Source organism: Chryseobacterium formosense (assembly GCF_900116415.1).
GTDB lineage: Bacteria > Bacteroidota > Bacteroidia > Flavobacteriales > Weeksellaceae > Chryseobacterium > Chryseobacterium formosense.
In genome coordinates this window covers 871,025-886,149 of the sequence record NZ_FPAP01000001.1, presented here as the reverse complement: position 1 = coordinate 886,149, position 15,125 = coordinate 871,025, and the positions used below count along the sequence as shown (strand labels likewise).

Sequence of the window (15,125 nt, the reverse complement as noted above, 5' to 3'; positions counted from 1 at the left end):
TGCAAGCAAAAAAGCGGGAGTGGAAGGCGGTAAAGCTGCCCAAAAAAATCTATTCGAAAATATGAACAGAAATATAAATTGCCGAAGTACAAACCTTCGGCAATTTATGTGATTTTTCTTAAAACTCAAATTCTCCTATCAGAATTTTGCTGTCATCTTCCTGTTTATTTTCTTTCTGACTCTGGAAAACAGCAATTTTCCTTTCCTGTCTTCCATCAGAATAATACAGATACACTTCTGCCATAATTGTCGTTGGTCCCGAAAGAATATTCTGTCTTTCACCAAAAAAGTTGGTTTTGATTTTATATTTTCCTTTAACGGCTTTTTTCAGTAAAAACTGTTCCGGACCGAATCCTTGTGTAAAATCATTGCTGATTCTTCCGCCGATTGCAGTAGACTTGTGCTGATAAGAGCAGTCTTCTCCTTTCGGATCTGTTACCCAAAGATCGATGTCGGTATTGTCTTTATTCCAATTAATCACCACACGAATATCTACAGGCAAATCTGCTTTCAAACGGTCATCGATTTTGCTTCCGTCAACGTTTTTATTTTGCTTTAAAATATTGTTGATTTCCATAATCAGGATTTCCTCAATTCCGTTGTCACGCATCGAAATTTCATCTGTGAACTCCTGATACAGCAGAGATTTATAAATATTTAAAGCTTCCTGAGGTCTTTTGTTATCAACCAAAGCCAAAGCGTAATCTCTGTGACTTTGAGCATCGAAAGGTCGCCATTCTAGAATTTTCTGAGTGATCCACAATTCTTTATCGTAATGACCTCTCTGTTTTAAAAGATAATAAATCGTTTTATACAATTCTTCGTTTTCAAGATCCAACTCAGCTAAAGTACTCAAAACTTTTAAAGACAATTCTTTGTTTCCTTTTTTGAAAAGCAATTTAGAAACATCAAAATAATAAGAAACCTGCTTCTCATGTTTTGAACGGTTTTCCAAATATTTATGATAAATCACATCTGCCGACTGTAAATTCTGAAAATCTTTCATGTATTCTGCAGTACTTTCTACATCGACTAAAGTGATTTTTCCTTTGGGCTTAGCTTCAGATTCTGCCAATTTTGCAGAACTTGAAACTTCCCTAGCAACCGCAGAGTTTCTTTTAATACCTAATGCACCTGTAACAACCACTTCTTCAAGTCTTTGATTGTTTACAGTATCTCTCGCAGATTGATTAGAAACTCTCGGATATTCCTTTTTTTCTACAGGTTTAAATTCGGTATTCCACCAGGTTTTTAGTTCTCTGGTTTTATCAAAAGCTTTGGATAAAAGATTTTTTCTCTGTTCTAAAACTCGGCCTTTATTTTGAGAAACGATTTTCTGATAATCAGCCAATAATTCCTGCGGCGGTGTAATTTTGTAGCGTACATAATCATTAATATCATCCAGAACAATTAAACTTGTGTTTTTACTGACAACACCAAATTGTTCACTGATGTTTTTAATTTCCTGACGGTTTTGTGTGGAATTTAATTCCAGCTCATTGATTTTTCTCTGAGCCCAAAACTGAGAAATCTGCCAATTTTCTAACTGTTGAGCTTTTGAAAAATCAACAGGAACTTCAAATTTTTCATTTCCAACTGAGAAAATTGCCGTCAAATTTCCGACATTACCTGTTGTAATTCCAAAAATATTAATTGGTTCACTGATGACCGAACCAATATTTGGAAACAATTCCTGCATATTTGGATTTTCTTTAAATCCTAAAAAAAGAACGGGTAATCTTTTACAAGTTTTTAAAGCAGACTGAGTATCCAGTTCATTTAAATTAATAAAATTTCCGCCGGATTGATTCGCTAATAATTTAAGTAAATTAAAATCAGAAGTTGGTGTACTTGAAATACTGTTTAAAGGCTTCTTAAACTTCATCGTTAAATCTCCGAAATTGGAAATTCCATCAGAAAATAAAAGATATTCTTCTACTCCACTGATTTCTTTTAATGCGCCGAAATCTGTTCCTCCGTCATATTTTACATTTAAAATTCTATTTTTCAGTTCACTCCAGTTTCCCTGAGAAATACTGAATTCTTCAGTTTTTTCGAAAGTATTATTTAACAAAGAAAAAGAAACGGAAACATTTTTATTGTCTGCAAAATAAGCATCTAAGAATTGTAATTCTTTATCACGATTTCTCTTCGAACCACTGTAAGAATTATCCCAGATAATTGCAATTTTCTGAGATTTAGCTTTTTCTTTTACCGGAAAATCCAATCCTACATTGGCTGCAAAATAAAATTTATCGCCTGAAGCTTTTTGCAAAACAACATTTGATGAATTTTGATTTTTAGGAATCGTCACTTTTAAAATTTCATTCGGTCTAAAATCTGTTTTGTTGATTTCTGCAATCCACTGATTTCCCTGTTTTTGAAAGGCAAAATTACCATCCGGATTTTCTAAAATCTTTGGGACAGTTGCCGTTTCGCTGATCCAGACCTTCAGATTAAATTTCGGAATTGTGGTTGCATTGGCAAAGCTTAAAAAATATTGATAATCAGAAGCGAAGTTCTTCAATTCCTGATGATAGATAATCTGAATCGTTCGTGTTCCTTTTTCAGGTAACGGATAAATTCTCGTTCTGAAATTATTTCCTTCTACTTTTTCGATAATTCCGGGATCAACATTTCTTCTTTCGATGCTTTCAAAAACTTCTTTGGCTCTTTCTTTGGGAACAGGAACTGCATTTCTCAGTTTTCCGTTGATGTCTAAAGCATAGCCACTCACTGAAACGCCTTCAGGAAGAGGAAAAGTAAGATTGCCTTCGAGAATTCTGCTGCTTGGATTATAAAAAGTGTATGTTGCTGTCGTTGTGGCAAGATTACCTAAAATTTTGGTGTCAATCTTAGCTTCCTGAAGAATAACAGGATGTTTTTTCTGGTTCTCCACTTCCAGAGTGGGAATTTGTGCAAATGCAATACTGAAAGCCAGCGTTGCCATAAGACTGATTATTCTTTTCATAGTGAATTGTGTTTAATTAATATGATCGACTTTTACTTCTGCAGCTAAAAACGGATAAACAGAATTGATCTGTTTAGCAATAATCCCGAAATTGTAGCCCTGGACTTTTTCAAGTCCGCTGAAATTAACGGCTATTAACTGTCCGCAATTGTTAAATATCGGAGAACCGCTTGCTCCATGCGTTGATGTTACGCTGTATTGAATTTTTGTTCCGTCTGATTCTTTACTGATTTGCCCGTCATACAGCTGAACTTTAATTCCTGAAATAGTTTGCGCTAAATCTTCGCCTAAAGGATAACCGATCATCACTGCTTTTTCACCCGGACGCAAAGTCTGGTCGTCAGTTACAGCATTTTCAAGATTTATAATATTTACAACCGTATTTGGTGTTTCTTTGGTAGTCAATTGTAAAACACCTAAGTCGACCGATACATCTTCAGAAATTTTTTCGATCGTGCATGGCAACCATTCTTCGGCAGAGTTATGCAGAGCGACAGAAATATCAATCGTCTTCATGTACACTTCAATATATTCTTCAGAGATATAGTCTTTTTGAGGGATTGAAGCAGCAATATCAACGGCTTCTGCGGTTGAGTCTACTGTTGGTTGATCTGATGTTACAAATTCTTCTCCTTGGTCTGCTTCGCCTTCACCATCATGATAATCACCTTCTCCTTCTTCATCATATTCAGAAGATGCATTTCCCCAGTTTGATGTGATAAAAGTTTCGTACCCATCTTCCGAAATATCAGTTGTAAGAATGGAAGCAATTTTTCTGCGGATATTTGAAGCATCTGTATTAAGCTTATCAATATTTTCAGGAGAATTCCAGGGTTGGAGAACATGACTGTTGGAAATCATATTTCCTTTTTTATCAACAAAAAATGCAGTCCCGAAAAGCGTTTCTTCAGAAACATCAGGAAGATTCAGCTGAACTTCTTTTCCTTTAATTTTGGCAAAAAATCCGTATCGATGTTTTACCATCACAACCGCATCTTTATAGGCATCATAAATTTTGGTATCGGTATCTAAACAGACGTTTTCGGCAATCGGTTCAACCTGATGATTTTTATAATAATTATATCCAAAGTAAGAAGCTCCACCCAACAATATAATTCCGCCAAGACTGAAAAATGCAATTTTATAGGGATTTCTTTTCTTTTTTTCGGTGACAGGTAAAGCTTGTTCAGGTTGTTTTTCTACAGGCTTCTTTCTAATTTCATTTGATGAATTTTCAGAACTTAGATTTTCAGATTCTAAATTTTGCTGCTCCGAAAAATCATCAGAAGGCGAATTATTGTTTTGCTGCGATTGATTTTTATCCAACTCGTTTTGGTCGGATTCATTTTTTTCATGATCCATTTGTGCTCAATATTAAGTGTTTATAATAAAAAAGTTGATTCTTAAAATAAGAATCAACTTGTGGTATAAATTTAAAAAAATATTTTAGATTATTTCAAATTTTTTAATGCATTCTCTAATTTCGGCATCATTACTTCAATTTCATCAATTGCCAAACCTCCTACAGAAGCTCTGAACCAAGGCTCAGATTTCTCTTCTCCGAAGGCTGAGAATGGTACTAATGCAACTCCTGCCTCATTAATTAAATAGAAAACAAGATCTGAAGAATTTTCAATAACTGCTCCGTCAGGTTTTGTTTTTCCGATATAATCTAATTTAATGGTAAGATATAAAGCTCCCATCGGCTCAATACTTTCTACCGCTAAACCTTTGGTTTTTAAATCCTGAATTCCGTTGTGAAGAACCTTTAAGCTTTCTTCTAATTTACCTTTAAAATCATTGATAAATGAATTCACATTATCTGCATTCTGGAAATATTTTGCAGTAGCTTCCTGCTCCGGTTTTGGCGCCCAGGCTCCAACGTGAGTCAATAAAGCTTTCATTTTATCGATTACCTGAGAAGGACCGAATCCCCATCCAACTCGAACTCCTGTTGCGGCAAGACATTTAGAGATACCTTCGATATAAATTGTAAATTCTCTCATTTCAGGGAAAAGAGACACCGGATCGACATGTTTTGCACCAAAAGTAAGATTAGAATAAATCTGATCGTACATCAAATACAATGGCTTTTCGTCTGCTCCTCTTTTGCTGTTTTCCTCCAAAATCATTTCACAGATTTCTCTTAACTGATCTTCCGTAAACATCGTCCCAGTAGGATTCAGTGGTGAACAAAGCGCTAAAAGAACTGCACCATTTAAGTGTGGTTTCAATTCTGCAGCAGTGGGTAAGAAATTGTTTTCAGGAGTGGTTTTTACTTCTATTGCATCTGCAGAAGTAAGATATGCGTAATGATTGTTGTTCCAAGAAGGTGTAGGATAAATTACCTTATCACCTTCATCAACGATAGTTTTGTAAACCGCGTAAATCAAAGGTCTCGAACCTGCTGTAATCAGAATATCATTCGCTGAATAGTCTAAATTCCATCTTGATTTTAAATCTTTGGAAACTTCATTTCTCAACGACAATAATCCGTTTGCAGGCGGATAATTCGTCAAATTATTCTGATACGCTTTCTGAATTTCTTCTTTTAATTCTGCAGGAATCGGATACAAATTAGAATTTAAATCCCCAATCGTAAGATTCGCAATTTCTGCTCCTTTCGCTTTTAAATCATTTACTTCATTACCAATTTTTACAATTTCAGAACCAATAAGGTTCGCTGCTAATTTTGAAACTTTCACTTTTATTTACTTTTAATATATTTAGGTTTTTAGGTTGCAGGAATTAAGGTTTAGATAATTATAATGCCTGATTTTAACGCAAAGTTCGCAAAGTTTTTTTAACAACTAGCTGTTTTTAAGCTCGCAAAGGCGTTTGACTACGTTGAATCTTCGATTTCACTCAGCAAAGAACACAAGGCGTTTGCTGTAATTTAATATTATCTAAATCTAATTTCGGCAACCTTATTTTAATTCAACTGAAGATCTTTTCTTACTTCTTCAATTTTTGCTTCCAAAGCTTTTAATTTGTCTTTAAAATCTGCTTTTGATTCTAATACATCTTTTACAGAAACGTAGAATTTAATTTTTGGTTCTGTTCCCGAAGGTCTTACGCAAACTTTTGTTCCGTCCTGAGTGTAATAAATCAAAACATTAGATTTTGGAATGTCATCCATCACATGTTTTTCGTTTTCAGAAACTACGAAATTGGTTTGCTCTTTAAAATCTTTTACTTCTTCCACTAAAGAACCAGCCAATGATTTTGGTGGATTTTCACGGAAATTCTTCATCATATTCTGAATTTCCTCAGCACCGTCTCTACCTTTTTTAACGATATTGATCAAACCTTCGTAATACATTCCGGTTTCCTGATAAATCTCGATCAGATATTCGTACATCGTTTTTCCGTTTGCTTTGCACCAAGCTGCAATTTCACAAGCTAAAATGATACTTCCGCAAGAATCTTTATCACGAACGAAATCTCCGGTCATAAACCCGAAACTTTCTTCACCACCGCAGATGAATTTTTCCTGACCTTCAAAATCACGAATCATTTTTCCGATCCATTTGAAACCTGTTAATCCGACTTTACAGTCAACCCCGAATTTTTCAGCAATATCAAAGAAAATATCTGAGGTTACAATGGTAGAACCGATGAACTCTTTTCCTGTAATTTTGCCTTGTTTTTTCCACTGATCTAAAATATAATACGTCAAAATGGTATTACATTGATTTCCATTCAATAACTGAATTTCGCCTTCAAGATTTCTAACCGCAATTCCGAGTCTGTCTCCATCAGGATCAGTTCCGATAACAATATCTGCATTGGTGATTTTGGCTAAATCCATCGCCATTTCCAAAGCTGCAGGTTCTTCCGGATTCGGAGAATCTACGGTCGGGAAATTTCCGCTCGGAATCATCTGTTCTTTTACCAAATCTATTTTCTTGAAACCGGCTTTTTCCAAAGCTTTCGGAACGGTTGTATACGTTGTTCCGTGGATTGATGTGAAAACAATATTCAAATTACCTTTTCCAACATCCTGATATGTTGAATTTTCGATACAGGCATCAATGTAAACATCATCCTGCTCCTCTCCAATCCATTCGATTAGATCATCATTTCCATCAAATTTAATATCTTCAAATTTTGTAGAATATACCTCTTTAATGATTGCTTCATCATGTGGCGGAACAATTTGCGCACCGTCATTCCAATAAACTTTATAACCGTTGTATTCAGGCGGATTGTGAGAAGCCGTCAATACAATTCCTCCATTACATTTTCTGTCACGAACCGTGAAAGACAATTCCGGAGTCGGTCTGTGGTTTTTGAACAACAAAACTTTAATTCCGTTTGCTGTTAAAACATCTGCCACCAATTTTCCGAATTCTTTAGAATTATTTCTCACGTCATAAGCAATCGCAACACTGATTGCTTCTCCAGGAAACTGCTGCAACATATAATTCGCAAGTCCCTGTGTAGCCTGACCTAACGTATATTTATTTAAACGATTGGTTCCAACACCCATAATTCCTCTCATACCTCCTGTTCCGAACTCCAATTCTCTGTAAAAAGAATCTTCTAAATCAGGAGAATTGCTGTCGATTAATGTTTGAACAGCATCTTTTGTTTCCTGATCAAATGAGTCGCCTAACCAAAGTTTCGCTTTTTCTAATGTTGTCATATTTGTATTTTGTTCGTTTATTTATATAGTTTTAATTATAATCTTATTGTGTCATTTCGAGGAACGAGAAATCCATTTTTAGATTCTTCATCCCTCTTCGTTTCGTTCTGAATGACAATAATTTAATTCAATTTCTTGTTTTCTACCTTCGTTGTTTTGTCTACCTTAAAAGCTCTGATCGGATCATTATAATATACAAACTTCGCAGTATTTTTCACGTTTCCTTTTAATGAATCTTTTACATTGACTTCTGCATAATTTCCGTTTTGAGAATCTAAATTCAGATTAACAATCTTCCAATAGGGAGCAATCAAACTAGCGGTATCTGAAATCTTGATGACCGCATCTTTAGTTTCACCCAAAAAATTAGCGCGGCTTCTGTTTTTCATGTCAACTTCTGCCCTTCTTGTGTTGATAGAACCCATAAAAGTAGCGTAATTTTTTAAATTTAATCTAAAATTATCAGTTTTAATTTCACTAGAAATATTCATTTCCACAGAATCTGAAATTGAAACTTTCTCCAGATTATATTTTGAATAGATCGTAATATTATAAAAATCTACCCCTTTTGTTTTTCTGTTTTCTTTGATTGAAAGGGTTTTATCATCCACATCAATATCCAGATTGTCTGCAATGTTGGGATACGTTTCTACTTCCACAAAATTTTTAGGGCCTTTTGCATAAAATACACGAAACTTTCCATCCAGATCAAGGTTGACAAATTCTTCAACATCGATTTCTTTTTTATCTAAATTCCCTTTGGGAGAAATCTTTCCGCAGGAAAATATAGCCAGTAAACTCAATCCTAAAACTACTTTTTTCATTATTTACTTTTTTTGTAAAGCCAGGTTAGCTTTTTACCATCAATATTCTTCAGAAGCAAATATTTGTTTTCAATAACAGAATAATTAAACTTTATGGGTTCAGGCAGATTAGAATACTGCATGATTAACGTGTTGTTTTTCAAAGTATAAGTACCTTCACTATTATTTTTACTCCCGACGGAAGAAAAAGATAAATCTTGTTTGAATTCTATGATTCCGGTACCATATTCTTTATTAATATTATTCAGCATTTTATCATCAACTTTGTTTCTGTCACCTTCATTTATACTGATAAATTCCCATTGCGCAGTTATCGGTTCGGAAACTTTCACTTCCGAGCATGACATTAATAATAGACTGAAAATGATGAGATAAAATTTCATAACTTAAATCACTTCGTCAATATTATAATTCTTATGCTCTCTGTTGGTTCGGATAATCATTTCGCCTAAAAAGCCTGCGATGAAAAGCAAAGTTCCCATCAACATCATCGTTAAAGCAATATAAAACCAAGGATTATTGGTTATTAAATGACCGTAAATTCCTCTTGCAACATCGATCAGTTTTGAAACCCCTAACCAAAGTGCAGAAAGAAATCCGATGATGAACATTAAAGTGCCGACTGCTCCGAAGAAATGCATCGGTCTTCCTCCAAATCTGCTTACAAACCAAAGGGTTACCAAATCTAAGAATCCGCGAACAAATCTTTCAGTTCCGAATTTTGAAGTTCCGTAAGGTCTTGCCTGGTGTGGGACTTCTTTCTCAGTAATTCTTCTGAAACCTGCATTTGCGGCCAAAACCGGAATGTAACGGTGCATATCTCCGTAAACATCGATTGATTTGACAACCTGTTTTTTGTAAGCTTTTAAACCGCAATTGAAATCATGAAGATAAACTCCGGAAACCTTTCTCGCTGCTGCATTGAAAAGTTTTGAAGGAATGTTTTTCGTCATTACATTATCAAAACGCTTCTTTTTCCATCCGGAAACAATGTCATAATTATCTTCGATAACCATTCTGTACAGTTCAGGTATTTCCTCCGGAAAATCCTGAAGATCAGCATCCATCGTAATAACAACATCACCGTTGGTTTTTTCAAAAGCGGCATGTAAAGCCTGAGATTTTCCGTAATTTCTGGAAAATTTTATTCCGTGAATCTGTGGATGCTGAACTTTCATGTTCTCGATAATGCTCCATGAAAGATCGGTGCTTCCGTCGTCTACAAACCAAACTTCGTAAGATAAGTTGTTGGTTTTACATGTATTATCAATCCTCGAAAAAAGCTCTTCAAGAGATGCTTCCTCGTTCAGTAACGGAATAACTATAGATAAATTCATTTAATTTTAATAAAAAATTATGCTTGATTAGGTTCCTCCTGCGGAATTGTTTTTGTTCTGAAAAACGCTCCGAAAAAGACAGACAAAATTACGTAAAATATCAGGATTGCTGCAAAATATCCTGAAAAATGACTTGCCGTCAACATATCTTTTCCTTTTACAACCTTAGGATCAAATCTTTCAAGCCCTTCTTTGTATTTTTGTTCCAGTTCATCAATGTCTTTTTGGTGTTTTAAAATCTTTTTTGCTGACTTATATTCTTTATCCAATTCCGATTTTTGTCTTGTTACATATTGGTAATTTAACAGTTTTTTCGCATCGGTATCAATGTAATTTAAGAAAGTAAATATGCTTACGATGGATAAAATTCCACCAATAAACATCGGAACAAATGCTCTTTTAAAAGCCTCTCTGAAACCCATTTTGTGGGTGTTCCATCTTGATTTTACAGACCAGAATGCAGTTACCGCATAAATTAAGGGCAAAACGAATGCATTGACTTTCAATGTAGTATCGAAATATTCAATACCGGAGAAAAAAGAATACACTACAAAAAAGATGATCATTGTAGCAATAAAAAGAATAATTCCTAAGGTAGTCGGACTTTTAGCCATGTTTAAAAAATTTTACAAAAAGATGAAAAATTATTAACTTAAATTTCAGCAAATTAGCTTAAATTCTCAGTTTTTTCATCTGTTTTTCTGCTTTACAGTTTTGAAGTTTAATATTAATTCCTATCTTTGCAACGGCAAGTCCTAAACAACCAGCTCCTGAGAATCCTCCAGGGTGGGAACGCAGCAAAGGTAATTGGTCGTAGCGGTGTGATTTAGGTAGCTTGCCATTTTTTATTTTTATAAAAAAGAGATTAAGATGATTTTATTTAAATTGCTTAATCTCTTTTTTTGTTTTTATATCTCGAAACTTTCTCCCAATTTTGGTAAAACCAATTCTACATTCTTGTCAGCAAAATGTTTCGCCGCACTCTCGTGATTGATTTCAATTGCAGGAAAAGTATCAAAGTGACATCCGATCACTTTCGGAGTTTTCAATAATTCTGATGCTGCAAAAGCCGCTTTTCTTGCACACATTGTATAATGACCACCAATCGGAAGAATCGAAAGGTCTAAATTTCCAAACAATGAAGGAAACAACTGCATGTCTGCCATTACTCCTGTATCTCCTGCCAAATACAAATTTCTCCCTTCAGGAAGTCTGAAAATATATCCTACAGGAACTCCACCATAAGTTCCGTCAGGAAACGAACTTGTATGATGAGCCGGAACCATAGAAATTTTCAAATCATCGATTTTTGCAGAACCTCCGAGGTTTACATCGTCTGTATTTTTTGCATTTTTAAAGTAAGCACAGATTTCCGGCTGACCGATAATCGTAGCTTCAGGGTAATGTTGCAAAACCTCTCCTACATCGGCAATATGATCTCCGTGAGCATGAGTCAGTAAAATGTAATCTATTTTTTGAGCGGTGATATCAAAACCTGATTCTGCTTTTTTGTAGTTGTAAAAAGGGTCGCATAAAATTGTTTTGTCTTTGTATGTGAACAAAAAACAGTTTTGTCCTAAGTATTGTATTTTCATTTTTAATTCATTTTTGAATATTGCTAATTTTTTTTAAACGCAAAGAGCGCAAAGATTTTTATATAAATTATTCTGTTTTTAAGTTCGCAAAGGCGTTTGACTACGTCGAATCTTCGATTTCACTCAGCAAAGTTTTGAAAACTATTTCGATGGAAATTTATCTTCAATCAATCTCAGATTAATGCCGTGTTCTAAATAAGCTTTGCAGCCATCTAAAACGGTTGTAAAACCACCCGTATTGTCATTAATTACAGATAAAAGTTTATCTCTTGTTTCAGAATATCCAAAACTTTTGATGATAACTAATGTTCCTTTTTCCATTTCTTTAAACTCATAATCGACATTGTTGGAAAATAATCCCCACGTTGTTTTTATAAGCTGATTGGGAATAATCTGATGAACTTTAACCTCAGATTTCGCATCGTACATTTCCCATTCCCAAAGGATTGTTTCACCTTCCACGAGTTTTCCGCTCGATTTTGTAAACCAGAAATTGGTTGTGATTTCCGGATTGATAAACGCTTCGAAAACTTCGTTGATCGGTTTTCTGATGAGCATCTGAGCCTGAACGAATATTTTAGATTCCATAACAGAAAATTTAGCTAAAATAATTAAGACCTACTGCCGTTAAAACAGCCATCATTAAAGTCATGATTCCTACCTGTTTCAAAAACGGATCAAGTTGTTTCGGTTCTTTCACAGACATGATGCTTCTTCTGAGTTTCGCTACCGGGAATAAAAGAATCATTACAATAAACACGTAATATTTCTGAAGCTGAATGAAATTATTTAATCCTAAAAAGATCAAAACTAAAATCAAAGGAAGCTGCAACAAAACCATTTCGTAGATCATTGCATTCTTAAAGCCAATTCTCAATGCAAGGCTATTTTTGCCTGATAATCTGTCGCTTTCAATATCTCTCATGTTGTTAAGATTCAAAACTGCCATACTCATCATTCCAATCGCCGTTCCCGGTAAAAGAATGTCCCATGAGAAAGTTTTTGTAAACAGAAAATAACTTCCACAAACCGAAACCAATCCAAAGAATATAAATACGAAAACGTCGCCCAATCCCATATATCCGTAAGGTTTTTTACCGACTGTATAACCGATTGCCGCCAAAATACTTGCCACTCCCAATCCGATGAAAATGTAAAATTCATTCATAAATTCAGGGATAAAAGCGATGTACAGAAGTGCAACAGTTGCTACAAAAGACAAAACAGAAAAAAGAATTACTGCATTTTTCATTTGTTTTGCCGTGATTTTCCCTGATGCGACAGCTCTTGTTTCTGCTTCACCGATTCTTTTAGCATCAGTTCCTTTCACACCATCTCCATAATCATTCGCATAGTTTGATAAAACCTGATACAGCAAAGTCACCAACAGTGCCAAAGCAAAGATCTTCCAATCCCAGGTTCCTCCCTCTTCTCTGAGTCTCCATTTTGCGATGAAAGATCCCATGATGATTCCGCTTAACGATAACGGCAACGTTCTAAGCCGTGCGGCTTTTATCCAATCAATCATAATTTATGAGTAGTGAGTAATGGGCAATAGGCAATATAAAATCTGAAGATTACTCATTACTTATTGCTCATTACTTATATTAATTTGTTTCTATTTTATAAATGCAGTAATTGAGCAGTTTTTTGAGCTTTGTAAAATTTAAAGCAACTATTCTGAACCGTCCTGCAGAGGTATAAAAAGTGATACTTCCCAAGTTTGTTTTTCTTTGCCAAAAATACTGAGAAATTTTCACAGTCTGAAGCTTTTCGACCTCAAAAGTTCGGTTATCGATGTCCCAAATTCCTGATTTTAACCTAATGAATCTTTCATTATAAAACAATCTCAGGTTTCTGAAGGAAATCAGAATACATATTTTGACTAAAACAATATACACAACTGCTAAAAACCAGTAGTTTATCAACAAATCTTTTTCAATAATAAGAAACAAAAGAAGCGGAATAATAATGAACTGAAAAGTATTGACGATAATTAATCTGAAATTCGGTTTCAAAAAGTTTTCAAAAACAGGATTTTCTTTCCAGATTGTTGAGATCAATTTTGATTTTTCTTCATTATTAATTCCCGGAACGGCTGCAACATTTTTCTCATCTTCTTCTTCATTTTTTCCGATTTGCAGAAATTTTACATAAGAAATCTTCATCTTCTTCTGAATCCAGTTTTGCGTTTCGGTAATGATCTGAACTTTCGATTTGTTGACAATTGAATTTCTTGTGTTAAACAAACCATATTCAAAAGAAAAGCTCTGATTGTTTTCCGTGATTTTAAAGTTGAAAAATTTAATGATGGTTCGAACTGCATTCACGATGATTCCGATAATAATAACGACTAAAATAATCCCTAAAATGACAGGTATTGAAAATGCCAGAAATCTTTCTTCCACCGTATCATAATCCAGCTGAGTATCAAATTCTACCTTTTTAAGTAAGTTGGCAAGTTCAGAAAAACCGTAAATCAGCAAACTGACCATTGCCAGAAAACTCCGAACATAATTTGCCGTTATTCCATATTTTAAAATGCTGAAAGTAGAAATTTTAATGGAACGAAGGTCTTTAATTTCTTCATTTAATACAATATCATCTGTTTTTTCTATAGAGTACTCAACATTAGTTTCCGTTAAAAGATATTTCTTGAGATCGATCGCATTTTGTTTGGTTAAAGCAGAAATTTTCACCTCTTTTTCAGAACTTCCGGGTGTATCAATTTCAAGTTTATAAATATTAAAAAACCGATGAATAAAAGGTTGTGAAATATTTACTTCCTGAATATTTTTCTTTTTGATCTTGGTTACCGAAGTATTGATAATCCCCTCATGAATCACAAATTCCTCATTCTCTTCATCGATATAATATTTAAAATGAAAGTATTGTAAAACCGCTGAAACAATAAGAATTAAAAGTGCTGCAACAATTGCTACAATAATCATCCAGGATTCTACTTTTTCCTTTTTAACAAAGAAAAGAACGATTAAAACCCATAGGTTTTTAATTACCATTCCGATATTATACAGAAAAAGCAGAACGATACCTGTTTTTGATTGTCTTTGAGGCTGAAAAAAAGAATTAAACTTCTCCTCCATCTTCTGTTTTTTCTTGTGAGATCGTTCCACGGATATGATTGTTGATTCCTTCCGCGATCTCTTCAGGTAAACCGTTGATGGTAACATCTCCACCATTCACTCCTGCTGTAAAAACGGCAATCGATTTTAAGTTTAATATCCTTGAAAACCAACCCTGTTCTACTTTTACATGTTGAATTCTGTTGAAAGGAACAATGATAATGCTTCTTTTCAGCCAACCGTATTGATAGACCAAATCTTTTTCCCGAACAGCATATTTCCTGAATTTAAAACCAATGATTGCATTCAAAAACAGAAAAAAAATCATCAGGAAAATTCCGATAACAATTGTTAAAATCTGTAGTTTTGTTAAATTTAAATAAAAGAAATAAAAAGCCACTCCAACAGCTCCGATTAAAAAAATCGAAAACAATGCAAGATTTAATAAAATAATCCTGAGATATTTGGAAGACACCGATATCAGTTTCAAATCACTGAAATCAGGTATTTCAAGGTCGAAAATCTGAGGGTTTTGAAAGTTTTGATTCATATTGTTTTAGAGCTCTCGCAGATTTTGGAGATGACGCAGATTAGTTTTTTATTTGTTAAATCTGAAATAATTATTTTTGTATATCCGTTATTTATCATACTTGGATTTCACCACGAA

At 34.2% G+C, this 15,125-nt stretch carries 13 protein-coding genes and 1 other RNA gene; 1 reads left to right on the top strand and 13 read right to left on the bottom strand.

Features of this window, described 5'->3' with window-relative positions; all coding sequences use genetic code 11:
• Positions 1 to 118: 118 nt before the first annotated feature.
• The 8 genes from BM371_RS04155 to BM371_RS04120 all read right to left on the bottom strand — a co-directional run bounded on the left by BM371_RS04155 (position 119) and on the right by BM371_RS04120 (position 10,394).
• Positions 119 to 2,971, bottom strand: coding sequence for a VIT domain-containing protein (locus BM371_RS04155; RefSeq protein WP_034676174.1), 2,853 nt, complete (start codon positions 2,969 to 2,971; stop codon positions 119 to 121).
• Positions 2,972 to 2,983: 12 nt separating this feature from the next.
• Positions 2,984 to 4,333: a trypsin-like peptidase domain-containing protein gene (locus BM371_RS04150; RefSeq protein ID WP_051882767.1), complete on the bottom strand. Its 1,350-nt coding sequence runs from the start codon at positions 4,331 to 4,333 to the stop codon at positions 2,984 to 2,986.
• An 89-nt stretch (positions 4,334 to 4,422) separates the two neighbouring features.
• Complete coding sequence (locus tag BM371_RS04145; protein WP_034676173.1) at positions 4,423 to 5,676, bottom strand: pyridoxal phosphate-dependent aminotransferase; 1,254 nt, start codon at positions 5,674 to 5,676, stop codon at positions 4,423 to 4,425.
• Positions 5,677 to 5,903: 227 nt separating this feature from the next.
• Positions 5,904 to 7,619 (bottom strand): phospho-sugar mutase, encoded by a 1,716-nt coding sequence (locus BM371_RS04140; protein ID WP_034676170.1) that lies wholly within the window; start codon positions 7,617 to 7,619, stop codon positions 5,904 to 5,906.
• A 122-nt stretch (positions 7,620 to 7,741) separates the two neighbouring features.
• Positions 7,742 to 8,443 carry a GIN domain-containing protein gene (locus BM371_RS04135; protein ID WP_034676167.1) on the bottom strand — a complete coding sequence of 234 codons (702 nt, stop codon included), beginning with the start codon at positions 8,441 to 8,443 and terminating at the stop codon, positions 7,742 to 7,744.
• A complete protein-coding gene (locus BM371_RS04130) occupies positions 8,443 to 8,826 on the bottom strand; it encodes a hypothetical protein (RefSeq protein ID WP_123947139.1) in 384 nt (127 codons plus the stop codon). The genes BM371_RS04135 and BM371_RS04130 overlap by 1 nt, the downstream gene beginning before the upstream one ends.
• Before the next feature lie 3 nt (positions 8,827 to 8,829).
• On the bottom strand, positions 8,830 to 9,780 hold the full coding sequence (locus BM371_RS04125) for a glycosyltransferase family 2 protein (protein WP_034676162.1): 951 nt from the start codon (positions 9,778 to 9,780) through the stop codon (positions 8,830 to 8,832).
• Positions 9,781 to 9,797: 17 nt separating this feature from the next.
• Positions 9,798 to 10,394 carry a DUF4199 domain-containing protein gene (locus BM371_RS04120; protein ID WP_034676160.1) on the bottom strand — a complete coding sequence of 199 codons (597 nt, stop codon included), beginning with the start codon at positions 10,392 to 10,394 and terminating at the stop codon, positions 9,798 to 9,800.
• Between the two features lie 132 nt (positions 10,395 to 10,526).
• On the opposite strand from BM371_RS04120, the gene ffs reads away from it, so the two are divergent.
• An RNA gene (gene ffs, locus BM371_RS04115) (signal recognition particle sRNA small type) lies at positions 10,527 to 10,624 on the top strand.
• 64 nt (positions 10,625 to 10,688) lie between these two features.
• Here ffs and BM371_RS04110 read toward each other — a convergent pair.
• The 5 genes from BM371_RS04110 to BM371_RS04090 form a co-directional block, all read right to left on the bottom strand.
• Positions 10,689 to 11,375, bottom strand: a complete 687-nt coding sequence (locus BM371_RS04110; protein ID WP_034676158.1) for a metal-dependent hydrolase — start codon at positions 11,373 to 11,375, stop codon at positions 10,689 to 10,691.
• Positions 11,376 to 11,516: 141 nt separating this feature from the next.
• Entirely contained in the window at positions 11,517 to 11,963 is a 447-nt protein-coding gene (locus tag BM371_RS04105; RefSeq protein ID WP_034676156.1) for an SRPBCC family protein, read from the bottom strand.
• A 10-nt stretch (positions 11,964 to 11,973) separates the two neighbouring features.
• Positions 11,974 to 12,903 carry a 1,4-dihydroxy-2-naphthoate octaprenyltransferase gene (gene menA, locus BM371_RS04100; RefSeq protein ID WP_034676153.1) on the bottom strand — a complete coding sequence of 310 codons (930 nt, stop codon included), beginning with the start codon at positions 12,901 to 12,903 and terminating at the stop codon, positions 11,974 to 11,976.
• 79 nt (positions 12,904 to 12,982) lie between these two features.
• Entirely contained in the window at positions 12,983 to 14,479 is a 1,497-nt protein-coding gene (locus BM371_RS04095; protein ID WP_034676151.1) for a PH domain-containing protein, read from the bottom strand.
• Positions 14,463 to 15,008, bottom strand: coding sequence for a PH domain-containing protein (locus tag BM371_RS04090; protein WP_051882765.1), 546 nt, complete (start codon positions 15,006 to 15,008; stop codon positions 14,463 to 14,465). Before BM371_RS04090 ends, BM371_RS04095 begins: the two co-directional genes overlap by 17 nt.
• Positions 15,009 to 15,125 lie beyond the last annotated feature (117 nt).

Coding starts and splice junctions, on each gene's coding strand:
- BM371_RS04155 (WP_034676174.1), bottom strand. CDS start 2,971: ATGAAAAGAATAATCAGTCTTATGGCAACGCTGGCTTTCAGTATTGCA.
- BM371_RS04150 (WP_051882767.1), bottom strand. CDS start 4,333: ATGGATCATGAAAAAAATGAATCCGACCAAAACGAGTTGGATAAAAAT.
- BM371_RS04140 (WP_034676170.1), bottom strand. CDS start 7,619: ATGACAACATTAGAAAAAGCGAAACTTTGGTTAGGCGACTCATTTGAT.
- BM371_RS04135 (WP_034676167.1), bottom strand. CDS start 8,443: ATGAAAAAAGTAGTTTTAGGATTGAGTTTACTGGCTATATTTTCCTGC.
- BM371_RS04130 (WP_123947139.1), bottom strand. CDS start 8,826: ATGAAATTTTATCTCATCATTTTCAGTCTATTATTAATGTCATGCTCG.
- BM371_RS04125 (WP_034676162.1), bottom strand. CDS start 9,780: ATGAATTTATCTATAGTTATTCCGTTACTGAACGAGGAAGCATCTCTT.
- BM371_RS04120 (WP_034676160.1), bottom strand. CDS start 10,394: ATGGCTAAAAGTCCGACTACCTTAGGAATTATTCTTTTTATTGCTACA.
- BM371_RS04110 (WP_034676158.1), bottom strand. CDS start 11,375: ATGAAAATACAATACTTAGGACAAAACTGTTTTTTGTTCACATACAAA.
- BM371_RS04105 (WP_034676156.1), bottom strand. CDS start 11,963: ATGGAATCTAAAATATTCGTTCAGGCTCAGATGCTCATCAGAAAACCG.
- menA (WP_034676153.1), bottom strand. CDS start 12,903: ATGATTGATTGGATAAAAGCCGCACGGCTTAGAACGTTGCCGTTATCG.
- BM371_RS04095 (WP_034676151.1), bottom strand. CDS start 14,479: ATGGAGGAGAAGTTTAATTCTTTTTTTCAGCCTCAAAGACAATCAAAA.
- BM371_RS04090 (WP_051882765.1), bottom strand. CDS start 15,008: ATGAATCAAAACTTTCAAAACCCTCAGATTTTCGACCTTGAAATACCT.